Genomic DNA, 24,664 nt, shown 5'->3' with positions numbered 1-24,664 from the left:
TTTACAAACGGTTTTCAAATAACACCCGCAAGATTTGTGGCAAGCTGCAAAGTCAACCCAGCAGGTGAACCAGCGAAACAACAAAGAATTCGGCTTTCCACCGGGTTTTTAGCTGTTTAATGGCGGCCTGGAGCAAATTGGAAACTGACTGCGGGGCAATGCTCATGACCTCGGAAATATGGTCGCGGTTCAGTTCCTGAAAAAATTTGAGGTAGACGACTTCCTGCTGCCGTTTGGGCAATTGCCCGATGAGGGACTTCAACCGGTAGACCACATTGCGGGCGGTTTCGTCTTCAACCAGGCTTTCCTGCACTGAAAATTCGACCGAAAAATGGTCAACACAATCCAATGGAGTCCCGGATTGCCAGCGTTTATTTTCAAGGGCCCGGTGAATCTGCCGACGGAGGGACGCCAGCAGGTACGCTTTCACCACAACGGTATCGTTCAGCGTGTCCCGTTTCTGCCATAAGTCCAGAAAAAGTGCCTGAATGCAAGCTTTCACCAATGCGGAGTCGTGGGAGTACTTAAGACCGTATGCGAAAAGCGGTCGGCCATAAATTTCCATTAACTTCTCAAAAGCCCCGCTGTTTCCGTATTTAAGCTGCTGCCAGAGGTCAAGCTCATCCAGGACAACCGGGTTTTTATTCAGTATATTCATGACATACCCTTGCTGCGGATGGTGGAAGATGCCTTGCCGATCAAATATAGGGTATTATCTGAATTCCTGAAAATAAGTCTCACTGTATGTCAAAATAGTACCAAACTTGGGTGTGGAATCGTTGCGAAAAAGGACTTGCAATCCTGATAAGAACAAGAAAAAAACGAATTGACCGACAACAACCGTTACATCCTGACAAACGGATTGGTTCGTTTTTCCTGACCAATCGTTGTGGTTCCCAGGTGACCGGGGTAAACCGTGTAGTCGTCGGGCAGCGTGTAGAGTTGTGTCCGGATGCTGTGAACCAGTGTATTGAAGTCGGAAAGCGGAAAATCGGTTCGTCCGACGCTGCCCCGGAACAGCACATCGCCCCCGATGACGAAGCGATCGGCATGACCGACAAAGGCGACATGCCCCGGCGCGTGGCCCGGTACAAAACGCACTTCCAACGCCGAATTTCCAAACGTGACGGTTTCTCCCGGAATCAGAAAGTGGTCGACTTCGGTTTCTTCATACGCCATGATTCCGTAGTGAGGAGCCAGAATTTTGTTGGATTTCAAAACCGGCAGATCGCTCTCGTGCAGGTACAGCTCGATCCCATATTTTCGCTTGACGAACGCATTGCCCAGCACGTGATCGATGTGGGCGTGAGTGTTGAGCAGTTTAACCGGTTTCAAATCGTTTTGTGCAATGAAATCCGTCAGCGCGTCTTTTTCCCGCGGGTCATAACAACCCGGGTCAATGAGTACCGCTTCGAGGGTTTCGTCGTATAAAACGTACGAATTTTCGGCCAACGGATTAAACGTAAAGGACTGAATCTGTACCATTTGCAGAATTAGAGAAGTAAAAACAGGCTGGGCTTTTTGTGCAGATCCGGTGTTTGGGCTTTCCATTCGCGAATGCTTAGCGTTCGGACCAGCTCATCTTTGGCGGTCAGATTGCAGGCAATGCACAGCCGGGTTTCGGCGTTACAGGCCGTCAGGATGTCGGCCAGCAGGTGGTTGTTGCGGTAGGGAGTTTCCATGAAAATCTGCGTCTGCTGGCGTTTGCGGGCGTCCAGTTCCAACTGCTTGATCTCCTGGAGTCGGGCCGGTTTTTCGATGGACAAATACCCGTGAAACGCGAACGACTGACCGCTCATGCCCGACGCCATCAGGGCCAGCAGAATGGACGACGGCCCTACCAGCGGCCGAACCTGCCAACCCGTTTGGTGGGCCAGCCGAACCGCCACCGCGCCGGGGTCGGCCACCCCGGGGCAACCCGCTTCGGACAGAACACCTGCATCCCGGTGCTGCTGTTTCAGAAGGGTGAGCTGCTGTTTGGTTTCGGCTTCGGGTGTGTCTTTGTCGAGGTCGTAAAACAACAGGTCGTCGATGACCACCCCGGTTTTCAGACTGCTGATAAACCGCCGGGCCGTGCGGACGTTTTCGACAAAAAACACCGTCGTCTGGCTGATCACCTCACGGATTTGGGGCGACAGCACCTGGTCGGCGGTATTTTCGGCCAGTATAGTGGGAATAAGATACAGAACGGGCATGATGGAAAGGAGGCAAACCGCATCCACACTGAGCGGAACGGTTTGCAAAGAACCGAATAAGGCGACTACTTTTCTAGGAACCGCATCAGTATTTCCACAAACTCCACCGGTTTTTCGGCCTGCACCCAATGCCCGGCATCCTCGATGGTTTCGAGGGTGCTGTTCGGGAAAATGCGCTTGATTTCGGCCTCGTCTTCGTCTTTGATGTACCGGGATTTGGCCCCCCGGATGAACAGCGTCGGCTCGGTTACCGTCCGGACGTGGGCCAACTCGCCCCCAATCGCGTGCAATTCCTGTTCGATGACGGGCAAATTGAGCCGCCAGTCGAATTGGCCGTCGTCGGTGCGAAACAGGTTTTTGAGCAGGAATTGCCGAACGGGCAGAATGGGTTCATACTGGCTCAGAATGTCGTCGGCTTCGTTCCGGCTTTTGATGGTCGCGAGGTCGATGGCTTTCAATCCCCGGATCAGCTCGGCGTGGTGAACGGGGTAAAATTTGGGAGCAATGTCCACGATCACCAACCGGCTGAACAGCCCGGGATAGTCCATCGCAAACTGCATGACGGCTTTTCCACCCATCGAATGACCGATAACGACGGGCTTTTCCAACTGGTGTTCGGCGATAAATTCCTGCAGATCGGAGGCCATGGCGTCGTAGTTGAACACCTCGCTGCGGGGCGACCGCCCGTGGTTGCGCTGATCAACCAGAAACACGCGGTGGTTGTGTTCCGCAATGGATTTCGAAATCGTTAGCCAGTTGTCGGATGAGCCGAAAACACCGTGCAGAATGATGATGGGAGTGCCGGTTTCGCCGGTCTGTCGATAGTAGAGTTTCATAGAAATCGGAGCTACGGAGGATTGTCCGTGAAGGATTCAGGGGCCAAATTACAGAATATTGCCTGACATTTCACGGACGGTCCTCCGTAGCTACGCTTGATGATTAGCGAACGTAAATAGCTTTTTCGCTTTTTTCGATCAATTGTCCGAAGGCTTTTAAATGGAGTTTGTATTCAAAGGCCACCTGCTCGAACAGGGTCGCGCTGCGCGGATCGACGGCGATCAGCAAACCGCCACTGAGTTGTGGATCGGCCAGCAAAAACCGTTGCTCTTCCGTCAGTTCGCTGGTTTTTTCGCCGAAAAGGGTCCAGTTCCGGTGCGAGCCAGCCGGTATGTTTTCCGGCGTCCGGTACTCGTCCAGAATCGGCAGCACCGGTACTTTGTGAAAATCGATCTCGGCGCTCAGTCCACTGTTTTCGGCCATCGTGGCCAGGTGGCCCAGCAAACCGTAGCCCGAAACGTGCGTCAGTGCTTTGACGTACGGCAGTTTTCCCAGGAAGGTTCCGAAGGTATTCAGTTTCGTCATCTGGCTCAGTGCCAGCTCGGTGTGTTCTGCACTCAGGGTTTCCCGTTGCAGTGCCGTGGCCAGCATGCCGGTGCCCAGCGGTTTGGTCAAGTAGAGGCAGCAGCCTTCCGTGGCCGTGCTGTTTTGTTTCAAATGGTTCAGACGCACTTTGCCGGTAGCGGCCAGACCAAAAAATGGCGCGGCACTCTCGATGCTGTGGCCTCCTGCCAGTGGAATACCGGCTTCGGCGCAGAGGGCGCGGCTGCCATCCAGAATTTGACCGGCGATTTCGGCCGGAATTTTATCGAATGGCCAGCCCAGGATGGCCACTGCCAGCAGCGGTTCTCCGCCCATGGCGTAGATGTTGTTAAGGGCGTTGGCAGCGGCAATGCGACCGAAATCGTAGGCATCATCGATGAAAGGCGCGAAGAAATCGGCGGTACTGACCACGGCTTCCCCGTGGCCCGTTTCCAGAACGGCGGCATCGTCGCGGTGATCCGAACCGACCAGTAAGTTGGGGAACCCGGAGAGAGAAGACGTTGGTGCATTCAGCAGAGCGTGGAGAACGTCCGGGGCAATTTTTCCGCCAAAACCAGCGCTTTGGCTGAATTGAGCCAGTTTGTATATTTCCGTTTGTTGAATCATGTCAGCAGATGTTGTAACCGCTGTGCGGTTTTCCTTTTAGTACTACTGAAAGATAAAAAGAAAGGTTTAAAAAGTCGCAATCACCGGACGACGAACGAAGCGTTGAGAATTAGTTAATTATCTGAATAGTAGAAGATTATCTTAAAAGGGTGCAAAAACCGGAGATCGCTTAACGCAATGGTAACATAAAAATAATACGGCGAAATTGAACGATAAAAACAGATTTATGGAGTTTTTGTAGAATGCTTGTTTGTATAAATGTTATTATAGTACTTTACTAAGAACTGCTACTTGAGTCACAAAAAAAAATGTCGTTTCTTTGTGAAGAACTGTAGCAGGTTGTCAGATACACTTCAAACCAAATTTAACCAAATCAACCATTTTTATGAACAGAAAATTACTGTCCATCTACCTGGTAGCGTTCCTGTGCGGGCTGGTCTTTGTGCTGTCCAGCGGAGGAAATGTTCAGGCACAGGTGACTTCTTCTTCCATTGCCGGTTTTGTGAAAGATCAGAAGGGAGACGGGCTTCCGGGGGCGACGATCGTGGCGATTCACACGCCTTCCGGTACGCGCTACGGAACCATTACCAACGGTGAAGGACGTTACACTTTTCCCAACGTTAGGGTAGGTGGGCCGTATACGGTTACCTCGACCTTCGTTGGTTTCAAAGAACAGGCAAAAGCCGACATTTTTGCGAGTTTAGGAACGGCTGCCAATGTGGATTTTGCGATGGCCGACGAAAGCACCCAGCTTTCTGAAATCGTCGTGTCGGGTAGCCGGAGCGATATTTTTAGTTCGGACCGGACCGGGGCGGCTGCTTCGTTCGGACGCGACGCCATCAACACGATTCCAACCATTGGCCGGTCGATTACCGATATTTCCAAGTACAATCCGTACGGAAACGGCCAGTCGTTTGCCGGTCAGGATCCCCGTTTCAACAACTTTACCATCGACGGTTCGGTGTTTAACAACGGTTTTGGTTTGGGTAGTTCGGCGCTGGCCGGTGGCCGGACCGGCACGACGGCGGTTTCACTGGACGCCATCGACCAGATTCAGGTGAACGTAGCTCCGTTCGACATTCGGCAATCGGGCTTTACGGGCGCGGGCATCAACGCCGTCACCCGTTCCGGAACCAACGAATTTTCGGGTTCGGTGTATCACCTGTTTCGGAACAACAGCCTGGTGGGGAAAGAAGCCGATGGCGTTGAACTTTCGCCAAAACCCAATATTAGCGAGAAAACGTACGGTTTTCGGGTGGGCGGTCCACTGATCAAGAACAAGCTGTTTTTCTTTGTGAACGGTGAGATGTTCGACAGCAGCACGCCGGCCTTGACCTGGAGCTTAAACCGGGGTCAGGCGGGTTCGAACGTGTCGCGTGTGACCGAAACCGATATGCAGGATCTCGAATCGTTCATGCAAACGAATTTTGGCCGCAGTCTGGGAGCTTTTGATGGCTTCAACAACGATGTGAAAAGCCGGAAAGGGCTGATCCGTCTGGATTACAACATCAGCGATCAGCACAAACTGTCGGTGCGGTATTCACACCACAACTCCGAAACAGGCTCGATCATCAGCAACAGTAACAGTAGCAACACGGCGGGGAACGGAAACCGGACCAACAGTAACCTGGCGATTTCGCCGGAAAACTCCGGTTACCTCATTGCCGACAACACCCGGTCGATTGCGGCTGAATTAACCTCCAACTTCGGCGGTAAGTTTGCCAACAACCTGGTGGCGACCTACAACAAACAGATCGAAGACCGGACGTATAAAACCGCTCTATTTCCGACCATCGATATTTTGAAGGACGGAAGCACGTACACCTCCATTGGTTTCGATCCGTTTACGCCGAACAACAAGCTGAATTACTCGACGATGAACATCACCGACAACTTCAGCTATTTTGCCGGCAAGCACACGCTCACTGCCGGGTTGGTGTTTGAACACTATACCTCGAACAACGTGTTCTTCCCGTCGTCCAATGGGGTGTATGTCTACAACTCGATCGAGGATTTCAAGACAGCGGCCTTAGCGTCGATCAGTAATCCGACCAGCACAACCTCGCCGGTGACGGTCGCTCGCTACAACCTGCGGTATTCGTTGATTCCGGGCGGTGGCGAACCGTTGCAGACCCTGAAACGAAACCTCTACAGTGCCTATATTCAGGATGAGTTTCAGGCCACGCCGAACTTCAAACTGACCGTTGGCTTACGCGGTGATATTTTCCAGTATGACAACGAAACGGCCAAGAATTTTAACAACCCGATTGTGGCCGGGTTAACGTTCAAAAACGAAAACGGACAGGATTATAAAATTACCACCGGTTCTTTTCCGAAACCGCGCCTGCTGTTGTCGCCCCGGGTTGGTTTTAACTGGGACGTGAAAGGGAATAAGATGACGCAAATCCGGGGTGGTAGCGGAATCTTCGTTTCCCGGATTCCGGAGGTGTTGATTTCCAATCAGTTGGGAAATAATGGGGTGAATACGGCCGCCATTACCGTAACCGGAACGAATGCGTATCCGTTCGTGACGGACCCGAGCAAACTGCCTGCCGCCGTTCGTCCACCCGATCCTTCTACCGTTGATCTCACTAGACTGGCTCCGTATCAGATCAATGCCGAAGACCAGAATCTGAAATACCCGCAAATCTGGAAGACGAACGTCGCCATCGACCAACGGTTGCCCTGGGGGTTGATCGGATCGCTGGAAGTGGTTTTCAATAAAAACATCCAGGCCCTGCGCTACATCGATGCCAATCTGAAAGCGCCGGTGGCGGGCAAGACGCTGAGTGGCCCCGATAACCGCCAACTGTTCCCGGCGTTTGGTGTTGCCAATACGGGTTCGGGCGCAGCCAACCTGGTTAACGTTGCCCGGTATTATAATCCTAATATCGGAAATGCGTTTGTGTTGCGGAATACCAACAAAGGAAGCTCCTACATCATCACGGCGAAGCTGGAAAAACCGGCCATCCGCGGATTGGGAGGAATGGTGGCTTATACCTACGGTGAAGCCCGGGATCTGGCTTTTGTCGGCAGCACGGTTCAGGCCAACGTGCCGACGATCTACGGTCAGAACTACCTGACAACGGCGTATTCGGATCAGGATCTGCGTCACCGGATTGTTGGCTACGCGAATTACCGGATCAATTACGGCGGCAAATTCGGCGGTTCTACCACCTTTACGCTCGGAATGCTCTCCAGCAGTGGCAGCAAGATTTCGTATACCTACAACCAGGACGTGAACCTGGATGGCCAGACCACCAACGACCTGTTGTATGTGCCGAGAAATGCCTCTGAGCTGACGTTTGCTCCGTTGACTGTTCCGGCTCAGGCGGCTACGGCCAACACGCCTGCCTATCCGGCGGTTACGTATTCTCCGGAGCAACAGCAGGCGGCTTTTGACGCCTACATCGAGGGGAACGATTATCTGAAAACCCGTCGCGGCCAGTATGCCGAGCGGAACGGAGGTCAGTATCCGTGGTTAACCCGTTTCGACTTCACCGTGATTCAGGAGTTTTACGTAGCGGTTGGTGCCAAAGGCAAAAAGAACACCATTCAGCTTCGCGCCGACATCCTGAATGTAGGGAACCTGATCAACAATAGCTGGGGCTTGGGCAATTCAGTGACAACCTTCAACCCGCTGGCCCTGGCGAGCATCAATACCACCACGGGCGTGCCCTCATACCGGTTAGCGACGCAGGTGATTGACAAGAGGACGGTTTTGTTGAAAGACTCGTTTGTGCCTGCTCAAAACATCAATGCAGTGTATCAGGCGCAGATCGGTATCCGGTACATCTTTAATTAAGCCATCGTTAATCAGAAAACACCCCCGCCGGAGCAATTCGACGGGGGTGTTTTTTTGTGTTGAAGGATGAAAGTCAATAGCGTCAATCAGGCGGTCATTCAAGGATCTGTAACCCTACACCTTTCGCTCAATTCCCTGCGCCCGCAGCGCGATGGTGGCATCGCGGTAGCCCTGAACGATCAGCCGCCCGATGTCTTCGGACGAAAACCGCATCAGGTTCAGATACAGCGGTTCGTTCGGGCGGACGAGCGTCAGGTGCATGGTGTTGCCCCGGAGTTTCTCGCGCTCAATCCAGCGTTCGGCCCAGGCAATGTCGTTGTTGACAATCTGGTTAACCGTAATGTCTTTCACCCGCTCGACTAAATTCAGCAGGCTGCGGTAATTGAATTTCTCCGTAAAAATCCGTTTGGCGTGGCAGGCGACGCACACCAGTTCGTCGGCCCCATCGTCGATGGCTTCCCGCAGCGGGGCAACCTCCCGCAAACCGCCGTCCAGAAACATCTTCTGACGGTCGCCACCCACGCAGACAGCGGGCATCAGAAACGGCAGGGAACTGCTGGCGATGACGTAATCCAGGATCGATGCGTCGTCGTTGCTGGTATACACAATGTCGCCCTTGATGATATCGACCGCGCCCACTTTCAGTTTAACCGGGCTGTTGACCAGGATAGGGAGTTTGATGTGGGTTCGAATCAGGTTTTCGAGGGGCGTATTATCCAACAAACCATCGAAACGACTCAGCAGGGTGTTGTAGCCCATCATCAGCGTTGACCGGACGACGGCGACATCCTGCGGCTGGGTAATGTTGCGAATCCAAAATTCGATCAGTTGATGACCGGCTTTGGGCCAATTGACGGCACCGTGTTCGGCAAACTGCTTCCCGGCTTCGTGAGCCAGAAAAACCGCATTGAGACTTCCCACCGATATGCCATAAATGGCTTCTGGCTCAAAACCGGATTCCAGAATGGCCTGAATCGCACCCGCCTGAAAAGCCCCCTTGAGCGAACCGCCCCCTAGTACCAGTGCACGCATGCAAAGAATGATGAATGATGGACGATGAACGATGAATGCAAACAGGAATGAGAGAAGTTTTTCATCCATCATTCATCATCCATCATTCATCATTTTTACTAACCGTAACGTTACATTTTTAGAGCCAATCTTGCAACCGGCGCGAAGTTTTTGCGAAGTTTTGTCCTGATCTCGCGTTTGAGTGGTATACTTGCGCCCTGAATGCGGTTCATCCAACCCGATGAACTGATGTGAATGATGCCACTATCGATCCGGGACATACAAGCGCCGATTGCTGCCGAAATGGAAACATTTGAGCACAAATTCCGGCAGTTTATGAAAAGCGAAGTCATGCTTCTGGACCAGATCATGAACTACATCGTGCGCCGAAAGGGCAAACAGCTCCGGCCCATGTTTGTTTTTCTGACGGCCGGTGTCTGTGGAACCGTCACCGAATCGACACACCGGGGCGCGGCCCTCATCGAACTGCTGCACACGGCGACCCTCGTTCACGACGATGTGGTCGATGACTCTAATTATCGTCGTGGTTTCTTCTCCATCAACGCTCTGTGGAAGAACAAAATTGCCGTGCTGGTGGGCGACTACCTGCTCTCCCGCGGGCTGCTGCTGTCGGTCGACAACGGCGATTATGATTTGCTGAAAATTGTCTCGAAGGCGGTTCGCGAAATCAGTGAGGGCGAATTGCTCCAGATCGAAAAAGCCCGGCGGCTGGACATTACGGAAGCGGTTTATTACGAAATCATCCGCCAGAAAACTGCATCGCTGATTTCGGCCTGTTGCGCGGTGGGTGCCCGCTCCGTCGATGCCAGCGCCGAAATGATCGAAACCGCCCGGATGTTTGGCGAAAAAGTGGGAATTGCTTTCCAGATCAAAGACGATTTGTTCGATTACGGGGAAGAAGAAGTGGGCAAACCGCTCGGCATCGACATCAAGGAAAAGAAAATGACGCTGCCGTTGATTTATGCGTTGAACAACGCGAAATGGGTTGAAAAACGGCGGATGATCAACATCGTCAAGAATGAAAGCGAAAATCCGAAACGCGTCGCCGAAGTCATTGATTTTGTGAAGAAATCGGGGGGTATTCAGTACGCCACCACCATCATGACCCGCTACGTCGACGAAGCCAAAGCCCTGCTGTTCACCCTGCCCGACTCCCGCTACCGCACCTCTCTGGAGCAGTTGGTGCAATATACGATTGAGCGGAGTAAATAGTGAAGAGTTAACAATGTAGAGTTGGCTGACGCATATTCGTATAGGCCAATAGCTTGAATACGATTTTAACTCATCACTTTTAACTCATCATTCTTCACTCTAGCCTCCGGAAGTTTCCACCAGGGCAAATACGGCCAGGCGTGGTGCTCGGCGTGGTAGCCGAAAAAGTAGCAGCTCAGGAAAGCCAAAACGTGGTTGCGTTTCTGGCTGCGGGCGTTGTGGGGCGGGTTGTGGTGTTCGCCCCGGTGGGGGCGATAGGTGCCGAAATAAAAGAGCTGAAACGTGCTCAACACCGCCGGAACCATCCAGAATGCGATCAGATTTTCCATCGGAAACCAGAGTTTCAGGGCATTGTAGGTAACCGCCATCAGGACGATCTGGAGCACCGAAATGTATTCTTTCAGAAAACTGTAATACCAGGCCAGAAAACCGGGGTTGCCATCGTGGTAGTCGGGGTCGTCGTGGGTAGCCGAGTGTTTGTGGTGCAGGTGGTGTTTGCGGCTGAGTTGGCTGTAATTGTTGAAAGCAAACAGCGTGGCACACAGAAAGCCGATGGCGTTGTTCAATCGCTTGTTGTGGGGCGCCACCACGCCGTGAATAGCATCGTGGGCGGTAATGAAAACGCCGGTATAAAGATGGGTTTGAACCAGCACGAAAACATAAACCAGCGGATTCTGCCAGTTGATCGGGTAATTCAGCAGGAAAACCAGCATGCCCAGCCAACTGAGCAGAATGGCCGCAGCAAAATAAAGGCCCCGGTTGCCGATTTGGGTCGGTTTGAATGAAATTGCGGAAGTGACCATTTAACAATTCATTTACCGGCTAACGACCCGCGTACCAGAAATGTTCATTACTTTTGGGGTTATAACCCGACTCATTCTCCATAGTCCCTTCCCATTGGCATGAAACTAGTCCGTTTAGCGTTATTTTTGCTTACACCGGTATGGGTGTTTGCGCAACCGGCTCCTAAAAAAGCAGCCAGCCCTTCAACTTCCCTGAGCCGACCGAAACTGGTGGTTGGCATCATCGTCGACCAGATGCGGTATGATTATTTGTACCGGTTTTACAACAAATATTCCGAAGGCGGTTTTAAACGGATGATGCGGGACGGTTTTAATGCCCGCAATAACCACTACCATTATGCGGCCACCATTACGGCCCCCGGTCACACGCACGTATACACGGGTTCGGCTCCGGCCATTTCCGGTATTGTGGGCAATGACTGGTACGACCGGGCCGCTCAACGAACGGTATATTGTGTCGAAGATTCAACGGTTCGATCGGTTGGAAATACATCGTCGGCTGGAAAAATGTCTCCCCGCAACCTGCTGGTGACGACCGTGACGGATCAGTTGAAAGTGGCCACACAGGGTCGTTCGAAAGTCATTGGCATTGCCATGAAAGACCGGGGCGCCATTCTGCCCGCGGGTCATGCCGCCAATGCCGCCTACTGGTTCGACTCGAAAGACGGAAGCTGGATTTCGAGTACATTTTATATGAAAGAACAGCCTCAGTGGGCGAAGGACTTTAACGCCCTCAAACTGTCGGACAAATACCTGACACAAACCTGGGAAACCACCTTGCCGATCGATCAATATACGGAAAGCACCGCCGATGACACGCCGTTTGAGAACCCGCTGGCCGGAGAACCCAAAGCCGTGTTTCCGCACCAGGCCATTGCGTCGCTCGGCAGCAAATACGAAGCCCTGCGGACCAGCCCGTTTGGCGATGTATTGACGAAAGAAATGGCCATAGCCGCTCTGAAAGGCGAAAATATGGGAAAAGGCAACGAAACCGATTTCCTTTGCGTCAGTTTTTCGTCGCCCGATGCCATTGGTCACCGGTTCAGCCCGACCTCCATTGAAATCGAGGATGAATACCTGCGCCTGGACAAAGTGATGGCGGACCTGCTGAATGCGCTGGATGCGCAGGTCGGGAAAGGAAATTATTTCACGTTTCTATCCGCCGACCACGGTGCTGCCGACAACCCGGCCTACTCGCAGAGCCTGAACTTACCGGGTGATTTTCTGGAAGCAAAGGACATCAGTGCTGCCACCGACAAGGCCCTGACGGACGCGTTTGGCCCCGGAAAATGGGTCGTTGGCAATTCCAATGCGCAGGTGTATCTGAATCACGACCTACTGCGGGAAAAGAAAGTGAAAGTGTCCGAGGCTACCGAAGTGGTGCGGATGGCCTTATTGAAAAATCCGGGCATTCAGAACGTGCTCAACCTGCACGACATCAACTCGAACTCTGTCCCGGAATACTGGTTGCCTTTGCTTCGGAATGTCTACAACCCCCGGCGAAGCGGAGACCTGTATCTGGTGACGCAACCCGGCTGGCTGGAAGGCTACCGGAAGGGCGGCACCTCGCACGGAACGCTCTACAACTACGATACGCACGTCCCACTGGTCTTTTACGGCTGGGGCATCAAACCCGGCGAAACCACCCGCCGGACGCACATTGCCGACATTGCCTCCACGGTTTCGGCGCTCCTGCACATTCTGGAACCCAGCGGAAACATTGGCGATCCGGTGGCGGAAGCGATGAAGTGAGATTGAACCAGGAACAACCAAAACGACGCTAAGCCGGGTGAGGCTTAGCGTCGTTTTGGTTTGGGAACACGATTCTCTACTGCAAACTCTCCACCGGAACCTGCGCCACAATAACCCGGCTGCCTTCCATTCTCTTGATTACTACCGGCCGACCCGCCATGATCGACTCGTCGTTGTCCGAAACCGCCGTCCATTCTGTGCCCCGGTAGAAAATTCGTCCTTCGCCGGAAGCCGGGATGGTTTCAACAACCGTGGCTTTGTCGCCCACCGATTCGACGTATTCCTGTTTTCGGGTGCGCGATTCAAACCAGCGCCGGAGCGGTTTCCGGCCCGTGACCAGTGTCAGCAGCGTGATGGCCGCAAACGCAAACAACTGGGCGCTGACTTCCGGCGTTACGCCCAGCCAGGTGACCAGCGCTGTAACGAACGCGCCAACGCTGAGAAAGGCGAAGACAAACGAAACACTGAGTAGCTCGGCAATCAAAAACAGAATGCCCAGAACGACCCATAACTGAGGCCAGGTGATGAAGTCCATCGCTTTATGATTTTTTATCCTGATGTTTGACCACCGTCATGGCGGTTGAAATAATCGATGCCAGATCCCCGAAGTTGGCGGGCAGAATCAGTGTGTTGTTGGTGCGGGCCAGGTTGCCAAACTGATCGACCAGTTGTTCGGCCACCCGCAGTTGGACGGCATCCATACCGCCCTCATCGTTGATGGCAGCCGCCACTTTGCGGATGCTTTCGGCGGTGGCATCGGCGATGGATTTGATGGCTTCGGCTTCACCCGACGCTTCGTTGATTTGCCGCAGCCGCACCCCTTCCGATTCGAGCACAACCTTCTGTTTTTGCCCCTCGGCGATGTTGATGGCCGATTGCTTTTCGCCTTCCGATTGCAGAATCACCGCCCGTTTTTCGCGTTCGGCCTGCATCTGTTTCTCCATCGCGTTCAAAACGGATTGGGGGGGCGTAATGTTCTTGATTTCGTAGCGCAGCACTTTGACACCCCAGCCAATGGCGGCTTCGTCGATGGCCCGGACCACGGCTTGATTCAGTGTCGTCCGTTCTTCAAACGTCTTGTCCAGTTCGATTTTGCCCATCTCACTTCGCATCGTGGTCTGCGACAACTGAATCACCGCAAACCGGTAGTCGGCAATTCCATAGGACGCTTTCTGCGGATCGACAATCTGAATAAAAATGACGCCATCGACGCGCACCTGGACGTTGTCGCGCGTAATGCAGATTTGTTCGGGAATATCGAGGGCGGTTTCTTTTAAACTGTGCTTGTAGGCAACCCGGTCGAAAAAAGGAATGATGAAGGTGATGCCCGGCTGCAGAACCGCCAGAAATTTACCCAGCCGTTCCACCACGTAGGCGGTTTGCTGCGGCACGACCTTAACCGTCATGAAAACCACCAGAAGGGCCAGAACGACAAGGGTTAAAAAAACATATCCCATAAGAGAGTGAAGGTTAAGTGAATAAAAGAGGATAGAAGTAAGACGTAAGACAAGAGATAAAAGACAGGAATGTCTCTATTTTTTTGTCTAACTTCTTTTGTCTTGACTAAATCTCGGAAAAATAGACGCGTATCTCCAAGTACTGTGATGATAGGCAGAAAAAACCGTAAATGAAAGGTTGTGGGGCTGGATGGAGAAATTAGATTAATTTGCGGTAGTAATCAGCCGCTGGAGGGGCGTTGTCCCATTGGCAACGGGAAGTCTGTCAAGTCTACTTTGAATTCAAATGCCTGTTATTCACTATCCCGACCGCTGGGTTCGCCTGATCGGCATCCCGATTTGGGCGGTGTTGTTCCGGTTCATCGGCGATCCGGCTCCCCTCGGCGATTTGTTTCTGAATCCGCTCTTTTACCTCGATGTGGCTGTCATCATGGGGGTGAACGTCATTCTTTGGGAGTTCAACCGCTGGCTGATCCGAAAAATGGACGTACGGTATTCCTGGGCGACCCAACCGCTGCAACGGCTGGTGGCGCAGGGCGGTCTGGCTTTCACTTCAACGGGGTTTATCATCGCCGTTTTTAGCCTGATCTACAACCGATTTATTCTAAAAAGACCCCCGCCGTTCGACTTGTCGATCACGATTTCCAATGATGTACCAATCGGACTCCTTTTCATTCTGATCCTGCACATGGCCTATACCATGTACTGGATGCGAACCTACCACCGCCAGACCGTCGCCGAATTGCGCCGGCAACTGGCCGAAATCCGGACCGAACCGGCAACCCAGCCCGAATCCGCCGAAAACCGCAATCCAGCCTTAAAAACCTTGCTGGTGAACCAGGGAAAAGGGTTCATTCCGGTTTCAATAGAGCAGATTGCCTACATTTTTATTACCAATGAAATCAGCATCGTTAAAACCGTCGATAGCCAGTCCTTTACGGTCGATGCCACGTTGGAACAACTCAGTGAGCGGTTGCCTTCAGACGTTTTTTTTCGGCTCAGCCGCCAGTTCATCGCCCACCGAAAGGCCATCCGGAAAGTCGAAAACGACGGTTCGGGGCGGTTGGTGCTGCATCTTCACCCCGTCCATTCCGAAGAGGTGGCCGTTAGCCGACGGCGTGTGGCCGAATTTCGGCAGTGGATGGGATCGTAACCCCAAAACCTCCGCGCCTGCATCCACCATTCGCGTTTTCATTTCGGCCATTCAGCCCGGAACGCCGACCGGTGGGCGGTCAAAAACTGCCTTCATATCGTTTTTAAGCCCAGTTTTGCAGCCAACAACAACTGCTGAACAATGCCATGAAAACAGTGCAAGTCTTCCTTGTCATGCTGCTGGTCGTCACGACGGTGAAGGCGCAAAAGCCCAAATCGACCCGAAACGGTCTGCCCATCACCCTCAGTCTGTTCTCCGAATCCATCAGTCTGCCCACGTTCAGGCACCTTCAGACGGGTGGCCTGGGCCTCAAAATCGGAACCGAGCTTTTCTACCGAAACCGACCCAGCTCACAACTCATCCAGACCCTGAACGTGGGCTATTACCGCCATCCGCGGGTACAAGCCGGTTTATTTGTCAGCTCGGAATTCGGTTTCCGGAAATACGTCGGGGTGTTTTATGCCGACGCGTTGGTGGGTGGCGGTGCCTTGCTGGTGCGACCGGTTTCACCTTCCTATACACAGGATTCGAACACGGGCGAGTACCGCAAAGCCCCGGCGACGCAACTCAAATTCATGCCCACCATCAATGCCGGTCTGGGCTACCGTTTCCACCACCGAACGACGGTATTCACCCGCTACGAACTCTTTGGCGAAATGCCATTCCGTGAAATTTTACTACCCCACCAGGCCCTGCACCTGGGCGCGAGGATTTTCTTCAACTAGAAAAAAGACGATAGAAGTGAGACCTAAAAAATGAGAACCCGCTAGGTAATCTAACTTCTCTTGTCTCAATTCTGACTTCTCTAAAAACAACAACTCATGAAAAATCAATTGATTTTCAGTGCCTTCGCGGCACTGCTACTCCTGGCGTGCGAAACCGAACCCGTTCTCAAACCGACGACTGAACCCGGTTCGACAGACGAATATGCCAATCATCCCCAAAACCAGCTCTACCGGAAAGAACTGGCGGAATTTCGCCGGAAGTGGAACATTCCCGGCTCGCTTATGCTGCTGAAACGCGCCGACGCACCCGCCTGGATCGGTGCTATTGGTAAATCCAATCTGGAGCACCAGACCGACCTTCGGATTACGGATCCGTTTCGTACCGGCAGCATCACGAAAGCATTGGTGGCAACGGTGGTCATGAAAATGAAAGAAGAAGGGCAACTGCGTCTGGAGGACAACCTGGCTGCGCTGTTGCCCGAGGTGAACGGCCACATTCCGGATGCACAGAAGATCACGGTTCGAAACCTGCTTTCACACACCAGCGGTTTGGTTGATCCAACGAACGATGACCTTCAGTATCAGCTTGATCTGTTGAACAATCCGCAACGCCGGGTTCAGCAATCGACTGACGAAATCCTGCGACGATACGTCTATGGCCGGGCATTGGTTTCTCAGCCGGGTGATCGGTTTCAGTATTCAAATGCCAACTTCTGGTTACTGGGTAAACTGATCGAAACAATTCGGGGAAAGAGCTTGCAGGCGGTTTTGGAGGAGGTGATTTTTACGCCTTTTGGTCTCACCCACAGCTACATCGACCGGCGCGACGACCGCAACGTGATCCGGGGCTACAACGATTTTTATGCCAACGGAAAACTGATGGACGTGACGGCCCTCGATCGCGCCGATTCCGACGGACAGGCCAGCGGGGGGCTGATTACAACCGCCGACGATTTGCTGAAATTTACCGAAGCGTTCTTTGCCGGGAAAATCATCCGTCTGGCGTCGGTGCAGGAAATGATGACGGTTCAGCCCGTTCGAGAGGGGGCAAACGAATACGGATTAGGGCTGGAATCGTATTCTTCCACCGAACTGGGTATGGGCTGGGGCCATAACGGAACGCTGCTGGGCGTAGACGCCAACTGGTTTTATTTCCCCGGGAAAAAAGCCTTGTACGTTCTTTTTAACAACAACGGCGGTGGTTCGGACAAGTCATTTGTGGAAAAATGGCTGAAATAACCAGAATGGGCTTTGCTAATTGCGCTTTAATCCTCTTTTAAATCAAACTTAATAGAGTTTTAATGCCATAACTCGAACTTTCTGTTGAATAAAAAGTTAGCAGAGAGGTTGGAAACTTTTAACAAGCTGACAATATGAAGAAGATACTTATGATCGCCCTGTGTGCGGCTTTATTGGCCGAACCGCTTGCGTTTGCGCAGGAAAAACCAGCTAAGACCTCGTCGTCCACCAGCACTACGGCTACAAAGGGGAGCAAAATGCAGGGCAAACACGGCAAACACCAGGTTATGGTCAAAAAAACGACCGTCAAAAAGACCGAAAAGAAGAGTAAGTAGGAGTAGATTTAGTTGTGAAAAAAGCAGAAATGGCGGGGAAGTTTCCCGCCATTTCTATTTTAGGATCAAGCGCGAAATCACCAGCCGCTGAATTTCACTCGTTCCTTCGCCAATGGTGCAAAGCTTGGCGTCGCGGTAGTATTTCTCGACTGGAAAATCTTTCGTGTAGCCATACCCGCCGAAAATCTGCACGGCTTCGTCGGCGGCTTTCACGGCCACTTCCGACGCGTAAAGTTTGGCCATCGCCGACTCCTTCGTCACCGGTTTTCCGGCATCCTTCAAATCGGCGGCCTGGTAGGTGAGGAGTTTGGCGGCTTCGATGGTGGTGGCTAAATCGGCCAGTTTGAAGGCAATGGCCTGAAAGCGGGCAATCGCCTGGCCAAACTGCTCCCGTTCCTGGGCGTATTGCAGGGCGTGTTCGTAGGCACCCAGCGCGATGCCGAGGCTCAGGGCGGCAATCGAAATCCGACCGCCGTCCAGAATTTTCAGGGACTGCACAAAACCGTCGCCCACCGCACCGAGCCGCTGGCTGTCGGGAATGCGGCAATCCTGAAACAACATTTCCGCCGTCTCGGACGCCCGCATACCGAGTTTGTCTTCTTTTTTACCGCCTGAAAAACCGGGCGTGCCGCGTTCTACCACAAAAGCCGTGGCATTGTGGGGGGTGTTGGGTTCGCCCGTTCGGGCAATGACCACGGCCACATGACCGCTTTTTCCGTGTGTAATGAAATTTTTGGAGCCATTCAGCACCCAGTCGTCTCCGTCCCGGACGGCCACCGTGCGCATGTTACCGGCATCGGAACCGGTGTTGGGTTCCGTCAGCCCCCAGGCACCAATCCACTCGCCGGAGGCCAGTTTGGGTAAATACAACTGCTTTTGCGCCGGATTTCCAAACAGCAGGATGTGATTCGTACAGAGGGAGTTGTGAGCCGCCATCGACAGGCCGATGGCGCCGTCTACCTTCGCTAATTCGACAATGGCACCGACGTATTCCCGGTAGCCGAGTCCGGAACCGCCGTATTCTTCCGGGACCAGAATGCCCAAAAGCCCCAATTCGCCCAATTGGCGCATGGTTTCGACCGGAAAGTGCTGCGACTCATCCCATTCCCGAACAAATGGCAGAATCTGGCGTGCGGCAAAATCGCGGACGGTTTGGGCAATTAGCTGTGAACTATCGTCTACTTGGTTTTCTACAATTTCTGAAGTCATGAACGAGCTATGCTGTGTGGCACTTTTACGATGATTTTAATAATAATTTACAAAAAAAAATCGACAGACCCAAGCCGGTTGGCAAATCCGTCTGGAATGGGTTTAGCAATTTACCGTGTGGTCTGAACGGATGGCTAACTGACATGGAGCCAGCGCAATACCCGGAGATTATCGACCTCTGGATCACAAATTCCGGGAGGAGCGATCAGAATTAAGTAAAAAAATCTATTTTTGTGTCCTGCAACCAGGGTATACAAAAAGTACAAATCAGTTGACTTCTATCAACCTATCTTAACATAAATACAATCACTTCTCTATGAAATTAGCCGTTATTGGAACCGGATATGTCGGGCTCGTTACGGGGACCTGTTTTGCCGAAACCGGAAACCAGGTCGTCTGCGTCGACATCGACGAGCGTAAAGTTGAAAAGCTGAACAACGGAATCATTCCGATTTACGAACCGGGTCTGGATGTTTTATTCAACCGGAATACCGCCGAAGGCCGCCTGAAATTTACGACCAACCTGGCCGAAGGGATTGAAGGAGCAGAAGTTATTTTCCTGGCGTTGCCCACACCTCCGGGTGAAGACGGTTCGGCCGATTTGAAATATATTCTGAAAGTGTCGGATGATCTGGGTCCGTTGCTGAAACAATACGCGGTGATTGTCGACAAAAGTACGGTGCCGGTGGGAACCGCCGAAAAGGTGTGGCTTCACATTTCGCGGGGCGCAAAAATCGACTTCGACGTGGTGTCGAACCCCGAATTTTTGCGGGAAGGCGTTGCCGTCGATGATTTCATGAAACCGGATCGCGTCGTGATCGGAACCAAATCAGACAAAGCCAAAGCCGTTCTCAATAAGCTGTATGCCCCGCTCGTTCGGCAGGGAAACCCGGTGATTTTCATGGACGAGCGTTCGGCCGAAATGACCAAATATGCCGCCAATGCGTTCCTGGCCGTTAAAATTTCGTTCATGAACGAGATCGCCAACCTGTGCGAGAAAGCCGGTGCCAACGTCGACGACATTCGCCGGGGCATCGGAACCGATAGCCGGATTGGCAAGCGGTTCTTGTTCGCCGGGATTGGCTACGGCGGAAGTTGTTTTCCGAAAGACGTGCAGGCGCTGGCGAAAACCGCACAAGAATACGACTACGATTTTAAAATTCTGAAGTCGGTGATGGAGGTCAACACCAAGCAGAAAAGCAAGCTGCTGCCGATCATCAAGGGCCATTTCGACGGGGATCTGAAAGGAAAAACCATCGCCGTCTGGGGGCTGGCGTTCAAACCGTATACCGACGACATCCGGGAAGCACCGGCACTGGAAAACATCCGGGCCTTGCTGAAGGAAGGCGCCAAAGTAACGGTTTACGATCCCGAAGCGATGGACAATGTGCGGAATATTCTGGGCAATCAGATCAACTACGCCCACACGTCGTATGCTGCCCTGGACGATGCCGATGCTCTGGTGATCATGACCGAGTGGCCGTTGTTCCGCACGCCGGACTTTGGAAAAATGAACCTGTTGCTGAAAAACAAGCTGATTTTCGATGGTCGGAATGTCTACGAACTCGACCAGATGAAGGAAGTCGGGTATACGTATTACAGCATCGGGCGCGAAACCGTCACGCCGGAAGTCGCGCAAAGTGCGTAAACGGATCAACTAAAAAAAACTGAAAAACTATTTATGAAACGCGTACTCATTACAGGCGGGGCTGGTTTCCTGGGGTCGCACCTCTGCGATCGGTTTATCAAAGAGGGCTACCACGTCATTGCGATGGACAACCTCATTACGGGCGACATTCGCAACATCGAACACCTGTTCCACCTGCCCACCTTCGAGTTCTATCACCACGACGTATCGAAATTCATCCACGTTTCGGGCGATCTGGACTATATTCTCCATTTCGCGTCGCCCGCCAGCCCGATCGATTACCTGAAAATCCCGATCCAGACGCTGAAAGTCGGGTCGTTGGGCATTCACAATTGCCTCGGACTGGCGCGGGTTAAAAACGCCCGGGTGCTGATCGCTTCCACCTCGGAAGTGTACGGTGATCCGGCGGTTCACCCGCAAAACGAGGATTACTGGGGCAATGTGAACCCGGTTGGTCCGCGTGGGGTATACGACGAAGCCAAGCGGTTTCAGGAAGCGATCACGATGGCGTATCATACCTACCACGGTCTGGAAACGCGGATTGTGCGGATTTTCAACACCTACGGTCCCCGGATGCGACTCAACGACGGCCGGGTTTTGCCCGCTTTCATCGGCCAGGCCCTGCGCGGTGAAGACCTCACGGTGTTCGGCGATGGTAGCCAAACCCGTTCGTTCTGCTACGTCGATGACCTGGTTGAAGGCATCTACCGGCTGTTGCTGAGCGACTACGCCTATCCGGTCAACATCGGCAACCCCGGCGAAATCACCATCCGCGAATTTGGCGAAGAAATCATCAAACTGACGGGAACCAAGCAGAAGCTGATCGTTAAACCGTTGCCAACCGACGACCCGAAACAACGCCGTCCGGACATTACGCGGGCGCAGCAGATTTTGGGGTGGGAGCCGAAGGTTTCACGGGCCGAAGGGTTGCGGATTACGTACGATTACTTCCGCAGCCTGCCGGAAGAAGAATTGTATAAAGCGGCCTACCACCGGGAGTTTGTGAAAAAATAAACAGACAAATATTTTTACCGTGACAACGAACTTTAGTCCGTAACAGTCAGCCCGTTTTGGGTAGCCTGTTTCTCTGAAAAGGGCAGAAAGTCGGTCGGTAAACGAAGCCTGCGTACTTTTTACGGGTACGCAGGCTTTTTTATTTTTCGGATTGGTATTATTCTTGATACGGAAGAGTTAGTTAACTTTCAGCATTACCTCCTCTAACCCGTCCAGGTATATGATACACCCACCGATTATCCGGTGTTTCTCAACAATATGGGTAAAAACCAATTCGCTCATTTTCAATAGTTTTGTCCTCGCCTTAACGCTTCAGTTACCCACCCATGCCACTGCGGCCTTCCCATTTGATGATTCACTTTCGACCCAAAATGGCCGGCTGACCGCCTTTCGGCACACCAGCTCAACGGATACGGTTTCGGCTAAAAACCTCCGGCGAATCGTGACCGCAAATTCCCTGCAAGGCTTGCAGGGGCAGGTGGCCGGTCTGCTGGTTCGGTCCAATTCCGGCGAACCGGGCGGGGCGGCAACCCTTCAAATTCACGGGCCGGGGCGGTTTGGCGATACGACCCCCCTGGTGGTGGTGGATGGGATGATTATCGGACAAACGGATAACCTGAACTGGCTGGCTCCAAACGCCATCGAAACCGTTGAAGTCCTGAAAGATGCTACCTCGATGGGGTTGTACGGCATGCGGGGTTCCAACGGCGTCATTCTGATTACCACCAAAAAAGGCGAAACCGGTCGGCCCCGCGTCACCGTCGATTTGTATACCGGCGTTCAGCGGACGACCCGGATGCCCCAGCTTCTCAATACCCGCCAGTACATCAGTTACATCAACGACAGCCGCTCGAACGGTGGCTTGATTCCGGCCTTTAAACTCACCAATCAAGTATCGCTCGATACGCTGTTGGGCACCAGTACCGACTGGCTCGGGGCGTTGTTTCGGCCCGCTCCGGTTCGAAGTGCGTATGTGTCGGTGGCGGGGGGGAAGGAGTCGGCGCGGTACCTGATCGCTGCGGATTATTTCAAACAGGACGGTGTCATTCTCGGCTCTGATTTCGAGCGGTTATCGCTGCGGCTCAACACCGACTTCGATCTGACCGACAACCTGAAAGTGGGGCAGAACCTGACCCTCAGCCAGTCGGTTCGGCACGCCAACGACGGAACCGGAGGGCGGACGCCCATTGAACAGGCGCTGAAAAGTGCGCCCTATCTGTCGATTACCAACCCGCGACGAATTGGCGGCTACGAAGGAACTACCTACCTCGACGCCAACAACGACGCCCTGAATCCCATTGGTTTGTCGGTTTTGACCAACGATCGGCACACGTCCCTGAATCTGATCGGTGATTTATTCGGAGAATGGACGTTGTTCGATGGGCTGATCTACCGCGCGACCCTCGGCTTCGATCTGCGCAATTTTGACCGCGCTTATTCTATGCCCGCGTTCAACATGGGCGAATACAACATCAACCTGACGGCTTCGCTGGCCCGGGCCAAACAGACGAATTACAACACCTTGCTGCATCATCAACTGAGTTATTCGCACACGCTGGATGCCCATTCGCTGACGGTTTTGCTGGCGGGAAGTCGCCAGACCTACCGAAATGACGACATCCTGGCCTATGCGGATGATTTGCCCGGTAACGACATTCGGTCATTGACGGCCGGTCAATCGTCGCGCAACCGGACGGTGGGCGGCACCTACGCGTTCTACCGGGTGGTGAGTCTGATGGGCCAGTTGTCGTATGATTTTCAGAAAAAATACTGGTTGACGGCGGCACTCCGGCGCGATGGTTCGTCGCGTTTCGGACCGGGACACCGCTTTGGGGCGTTTCCGTCGGTGGGAGCGGGCTGGTACCTTAACAAAGAGCGGTTTCTGGAATCGGTGCCGTACCTGAATACCGTCAAACTCCGGGTCGGGTGGGGCAGGAGCGGTAACGACAACGTCGGGGATTTTCAATATGCGTCACTCATCGCGCAAAACTACAATTACCCGTTCGGCCCCACCAACTCTTTTCTGGGCGTCGGGGCGTTTCCAAGCACCTTGCCCAACATTGGTATTCGCTGGGAAACGACCACGACCAGCAACGTCGGGCTGGATGTCAGTGCCCTGGAAAACAGTATAAAACTGCGGGTCGACTATTTCCGGAAACAAACCACGAATCTGCTGGTAGAGGTGCCGTTGCCGGCGTCGGTGGGCGCTGCGGCTCCGCTGACCAACGCCGGAATTGTCGATAATTCCGGCATTGATCTGAGTCTGACGGGTGAACGGAGCAACGACTGGATCAGCTTCAGCCTGGCCGGTTTTGCCAGTTGGCAGAAAAATAAGGTGGTCTCGCTGGGCGACCGGCCCAATCCGGTTTTGGGTGGCCTGGTTCACGAAGAAACGGTAACGGCCACGGCGGTAGGGCAGCCCGTGGGAAGTTACTACGGTTTTCAGCGGGTGGGTATTTTCCAGACCCGCGACGAAATCATCAAGAACCCCAGCCTGACCGGAACCGAACCCGGCGACATTCGCTACTCGGATTTGAACAAGGACGGCAAAATCACGGACGCAGACAAAACCTTCCTCGGTAGCCCGATTCCGACGGTCTATTACGGTTTTTCAGCGTCAGTGAGCGTGGCCGGTTTTGACCTGTCGGTCTTGCTGCAAGGGGCGTCGGGCAACCAGCTTTACAACGCCACGGCCTACTGGCTGAACGGATATCTGGGCCGGTATAACGCCGGAACGGAAGTGCTCAGCCGCTGGACGCGCGAAAAACCGTCGACCACGCAGCCCCGCGCGGATGCGTCCGGAACCCGGAATTTTCGCCCGTCCGACCGCTTTGTGGAAGATGGTAGTTATTTTCGGTTAAAGTCCCTGCAACTGGGCTACACCTTGCCTGAATCGCTGACCTCGACTTTTGGCGCCAGCCGCTTGCGGGTCTATGTCGGGGCGCAAAATCTGTTTACAAAAACAAAATATTCCGGTTTCGATCCTGAATTTGCCAGCAATCAGGCCCTGGGCGAAGGCATCGATGTCGCTCAGCAACCGCAGTCACGAATGTTCCTGGGGGGATTACAGCTTAATTTTTAATGGTTTACGGTTTTCAG

At 53.1% G+C, this 24,664-nt stretch carries 20 protein-coding genes; 10 read left to right on the top strand and 10 right to left on the bottom strand.

From position 1 onward, the window contains the following. Window positions 1-52: 52 nt before the first annotated feature. From F0P93_RS22170 to selD, 5 genes are all read right to left on the bottom strand, one after another. Window positions 53-658 carry an RNA polymerase sigma factor gene (locus F0P93_RS22170; protein ID WP_150879929.1) on the bottom strand — a complete coding sequence of 202 codons (606 nt, stop codon included), beginning with the start codon at window positions 656-658 and terminating at the stop codon, window positions 53-55. Between the two features lie 185 nt (window positions 659-843). Continuing rightward, on the bottom strand, window positions 844-1,485 hold the full coding sequence (locus F0P93_RS22165) for an MBL fold metallo-hydrolase (RefSeq protein WP_150879928.1): 642 nt from the start codon (window positions 1,483-1,485) through the stop codon (window positions 844-846). 8 nt (window positions 1,486-1,493) lie between these two features. Beyond that, window positions 1,494-2,195 (bottom strand): SAM-dependent methyltransferase, encoded by a 702-nt coding sequence (locus F0P93_RS22160; protein WP_150880297.1) that lies wholly within the window; start codon window positions 2,193-2,195, stop codon window positions 1,494-1,496. 65 nt (window positions 2,196-2,260) lie between these two features. Beyond that, entirely contained in the window at window positions 2,261-3,031 is a 771-nt protein-coding gene (locus F0P93_RS22155; RefSeq protein WP_150879927.1) for an alpha/beta fold hydrolase, read from the bottom strand. Window positions 3,032-3,134: 103 nt separating this feature from the next. Then, complete coding sequence (selD, locus tag F0P93_RS22150) at window positions 3,135-4,181, bottom strand: selenide, water dikinase SelD (RefSeq protein ID WP_150879926.1); 1,047 nt, start codon at window positions 4,179-4,181, stop codon at window positions 3,135-3,137. 385 nt (window positions 4,182-4,566) lie between these two features. Between selD and F0P93_RS22145 the strand changes: the two genes are divergently transcribed. Beyond that, complete coding sequence (locus F0P93_RS22145; protein WP_150879925.1) at window positions 4,567-7,986, top strand: TonB-dependent receptor; 3,420 nt, start codon at window positions 4,567-4,569, stop codon at window positions 7,984-7,986. A 114-nt stretch (window positions 7,987-8,100) separates the two neighbouring features. On the opposite strand, the gene F0P93_RS22140 is transcribed toward F0P93_RS22145, so the two are convergent. Next, window positions 8,101-9,018, bottom strand: coding sequence for a patatin-like phospholipase family protein (locus F0P93_RS22140; RefSeq protein ID WP_150879924.1), 918 nt, complete (start codon window positions 9,016-9,018; stop codon window positions 8,101-8,103). Between the two features lie 237 nt (window positions 9,019-9,255). On the opposite strand from F0P93_RS22140, the gene F0P93_RS22135 reads away from it, so the two are divergent. Next, window positions 9,256-10,230: a polyprenyl synthetase family protein gene (locus F0P93_RS22135; RefSeq protein WP_150880296.1), complete on the top strand. Its 975-nt coding sequence runs from the start codon at window positions 9,256-9,258 to the stop codon at window positions 10,228-10,230. Between the two features lie 65 nt (window positions 10,231-10,295). Here the strand turns inward: F0P93_RS22135 and F0P93_RS22130 are convergent, their stop codons facing one another. Then, a complete protein-coding gene (locus F0P93_RS22130; RefSeq protein ID WP_150879923.1) occupies window positions 10,296-11,033 on the bottom strand; it encodes a fatty acid desaturase in 738 nt (245 codons plus the stop codon). Between the two features lie 99 nt (window positions 11,034-11,132). Here F0P93_RS22130 and pafA point away from each other — a divergent pair, with 99 nt between their 5' ends. Further along, window positions 11,133-12,785, top strand: a complete 1,653-nt coding sequence (gene pafA / locus F0P93_RS22125) for an alkaline phosphatase PafA (RefSeq protein WP_150879922.1) — start codon at window positions 11,133-11,135, stop codon at window positions 12,783-12,785. 76 nt (window positions 12,786-12,861) lie between these two features. On the opposite strand, the gene F0P93_RS22120 is transcribed toward pafA, so the two are convergent. Together F0P93_RS22120 and F0P93_RS22115 are read right to left on the bottom strand one after the other, a co-directional pair. Further along, window positions 12,862-13,320 (bottom strand): NfeD family protein, encoded by a 459-nt coding sequence (locus tag F0P93_RS22120; RefSeq protein ID WP_150879921.1) that lies wholly within the window; start codon window positions 13,318-13,320, stop codon window positions 12,862-12,864. Window positions 13,321-13,324: 4 nt separating this feature from the next. Beyond that, window positions 13,325-14,242 (bottom strand): SPFH domain-containing protein, encoded by a 918-nt coding sequence (locus F0P93_RS22115; RefSeq protein ID WP_114404982.1) that lies wholly within the window; start codon window positions 14,240-14,242, stop codon window positions 13,325-13,327. A 286-nt stretch (window positions 14,243-14,528) separates the two neighbouring features. On the opposite strand from F0P93_RS22115, the gene F0P93_RS22110 reads away from it, so the two are divergent. The 4 genes from F0P93_RS22110 (at window position 14,529) to F0P93_RS22095 (ending at window position 17,694) form a co-directional block, all read left to right on the top strand. Next, window positions 14,529-15,395, top strand: coding sequence for a LytR/AlgR family response regulator transcription factor (locus F0P93_RS22110; protein ID WP_150879920.1), 867 nt, complete (start codon window positions 14,529-14,531; stop codon window positions 15,393-15,395). Between the two features lie 146 nt (window positions 15,396-15,541). Beyond that, on the top strand, window positions 15,542-16,120 hold the full coding sequence (locus tag F0P93_RS22105; RefSeq protein ID WP_150879919.1) for a hypothetical protein: 579 nt from the start codon (window positions 15,542-15,544) through the stop codon (window positions 16,118-16,120). Between the two features lie 96 nt (window positions 16,121-16,216). Then, the gene (locus tag F0P93_RS22100; RefSeq protein WP_150879918.1) at window positions 16,217-17,359 is read left to right on the top strand and encodes a serine hydrolase domain-containing protein; all 1,143 of its coding nucleotides are present in this window, start codon (window positions 16,217-16,219) and stop codon (window positions 17,357-17,359) included. A gap of 134 nt (window positions 17,360-17,493) precedes the next feature. After that, window positions 17,494-17,694 carry a hypothetical protein gene (locus F0P93_RS22095; protein ID WP_150879917.1) on the top strand — a complete coding sequence of 67 codons (201 nt, stop codon included), beginning with the start codon at window positions 17,494-17,496 and terminating at the stop codon, window positions 17,692-17,694. Window positions 17,695-17,748: 54 nt separating this feature from the next. Here F0P93_RS22095 and F0P93_RS22090 read toward each other — a convergent pair whose 3' ends face one another. Further along, window positions 17,749-18,903 carry an acyl-CoA dehydrogenase family protein gene (locus tag F0P93_RS22090; protein ID WP_150879916.1) on the bottom strand — a complete coding sequence of 385 codons (1,155 nt, stop codon included), beginning with the start codon at window positions 18,901-18,903 and terminating at the stop codon, window positions 17,749-17,751. Between the two features lie 316 nt (window positions 18,904-19,219). Between F0P93_RS22090 and F0P93_RS22085 the strand changes: the two genes are divergently transcribed. The 3 genes from F0P93_RS22085 (at window position 19,220) to F0P93_RS22075 (ending at window position 24,647) form a co-directional block, all read left to right on the top strand. After that, window positions 19,220-20,551, top strand: a complete 1,332-nt coding sequence (locus F0P93_RS22085; protein WP_150879915.1) for a UDP-glucose dehydrogenase family protein — start codon at window positions 19,220-19,222, stop codon at window positions 20,549-20,551. A gap of 33 nt (window positions 20,552-20,584) precedes the next feature. After that, the gene (locus tag F0P93_RS22080) at window positions 20,585-21,565 is read left to right on the top strand and encodes a UDP-glucuronic acid decarboxylase family protein (protein WP_150879914.1); all 981 of its coding nucleotides are present in this window, start codon (window positions 20,585-20,587) and stop codon (window positions 21,563-21,565) included. Window positions 21,566-21,785: 220 nt separating this feature from the next. Further along, window positions 21,786-24,647: a SusC/RagA family TonB-linked outer membrane protein gene (locus tag F0P93_RS22075; RefSeq protein WP_150879913.1), complete on the top strand. Its 2,862-nt coding sequence runs from the start codon at window positions 21,786-21,788 to the stop codon at window positions 24,645-24,647. The last annotated feature ends 17 nt before the right edge of the window (window positions 24,648-24,664 follow it).

It is taken from the genome of Larkinella humicola, from assembly GCF_008727875.1.
GTDB lineage: Bacteria > Bacteroidota > Bacteroidia > Cytophagales > Spirosomataceae > Larkinella > Larkinella humicola.
This window is presented reverse-complemented; position numbering and strand designations above follow the sequence as displayed.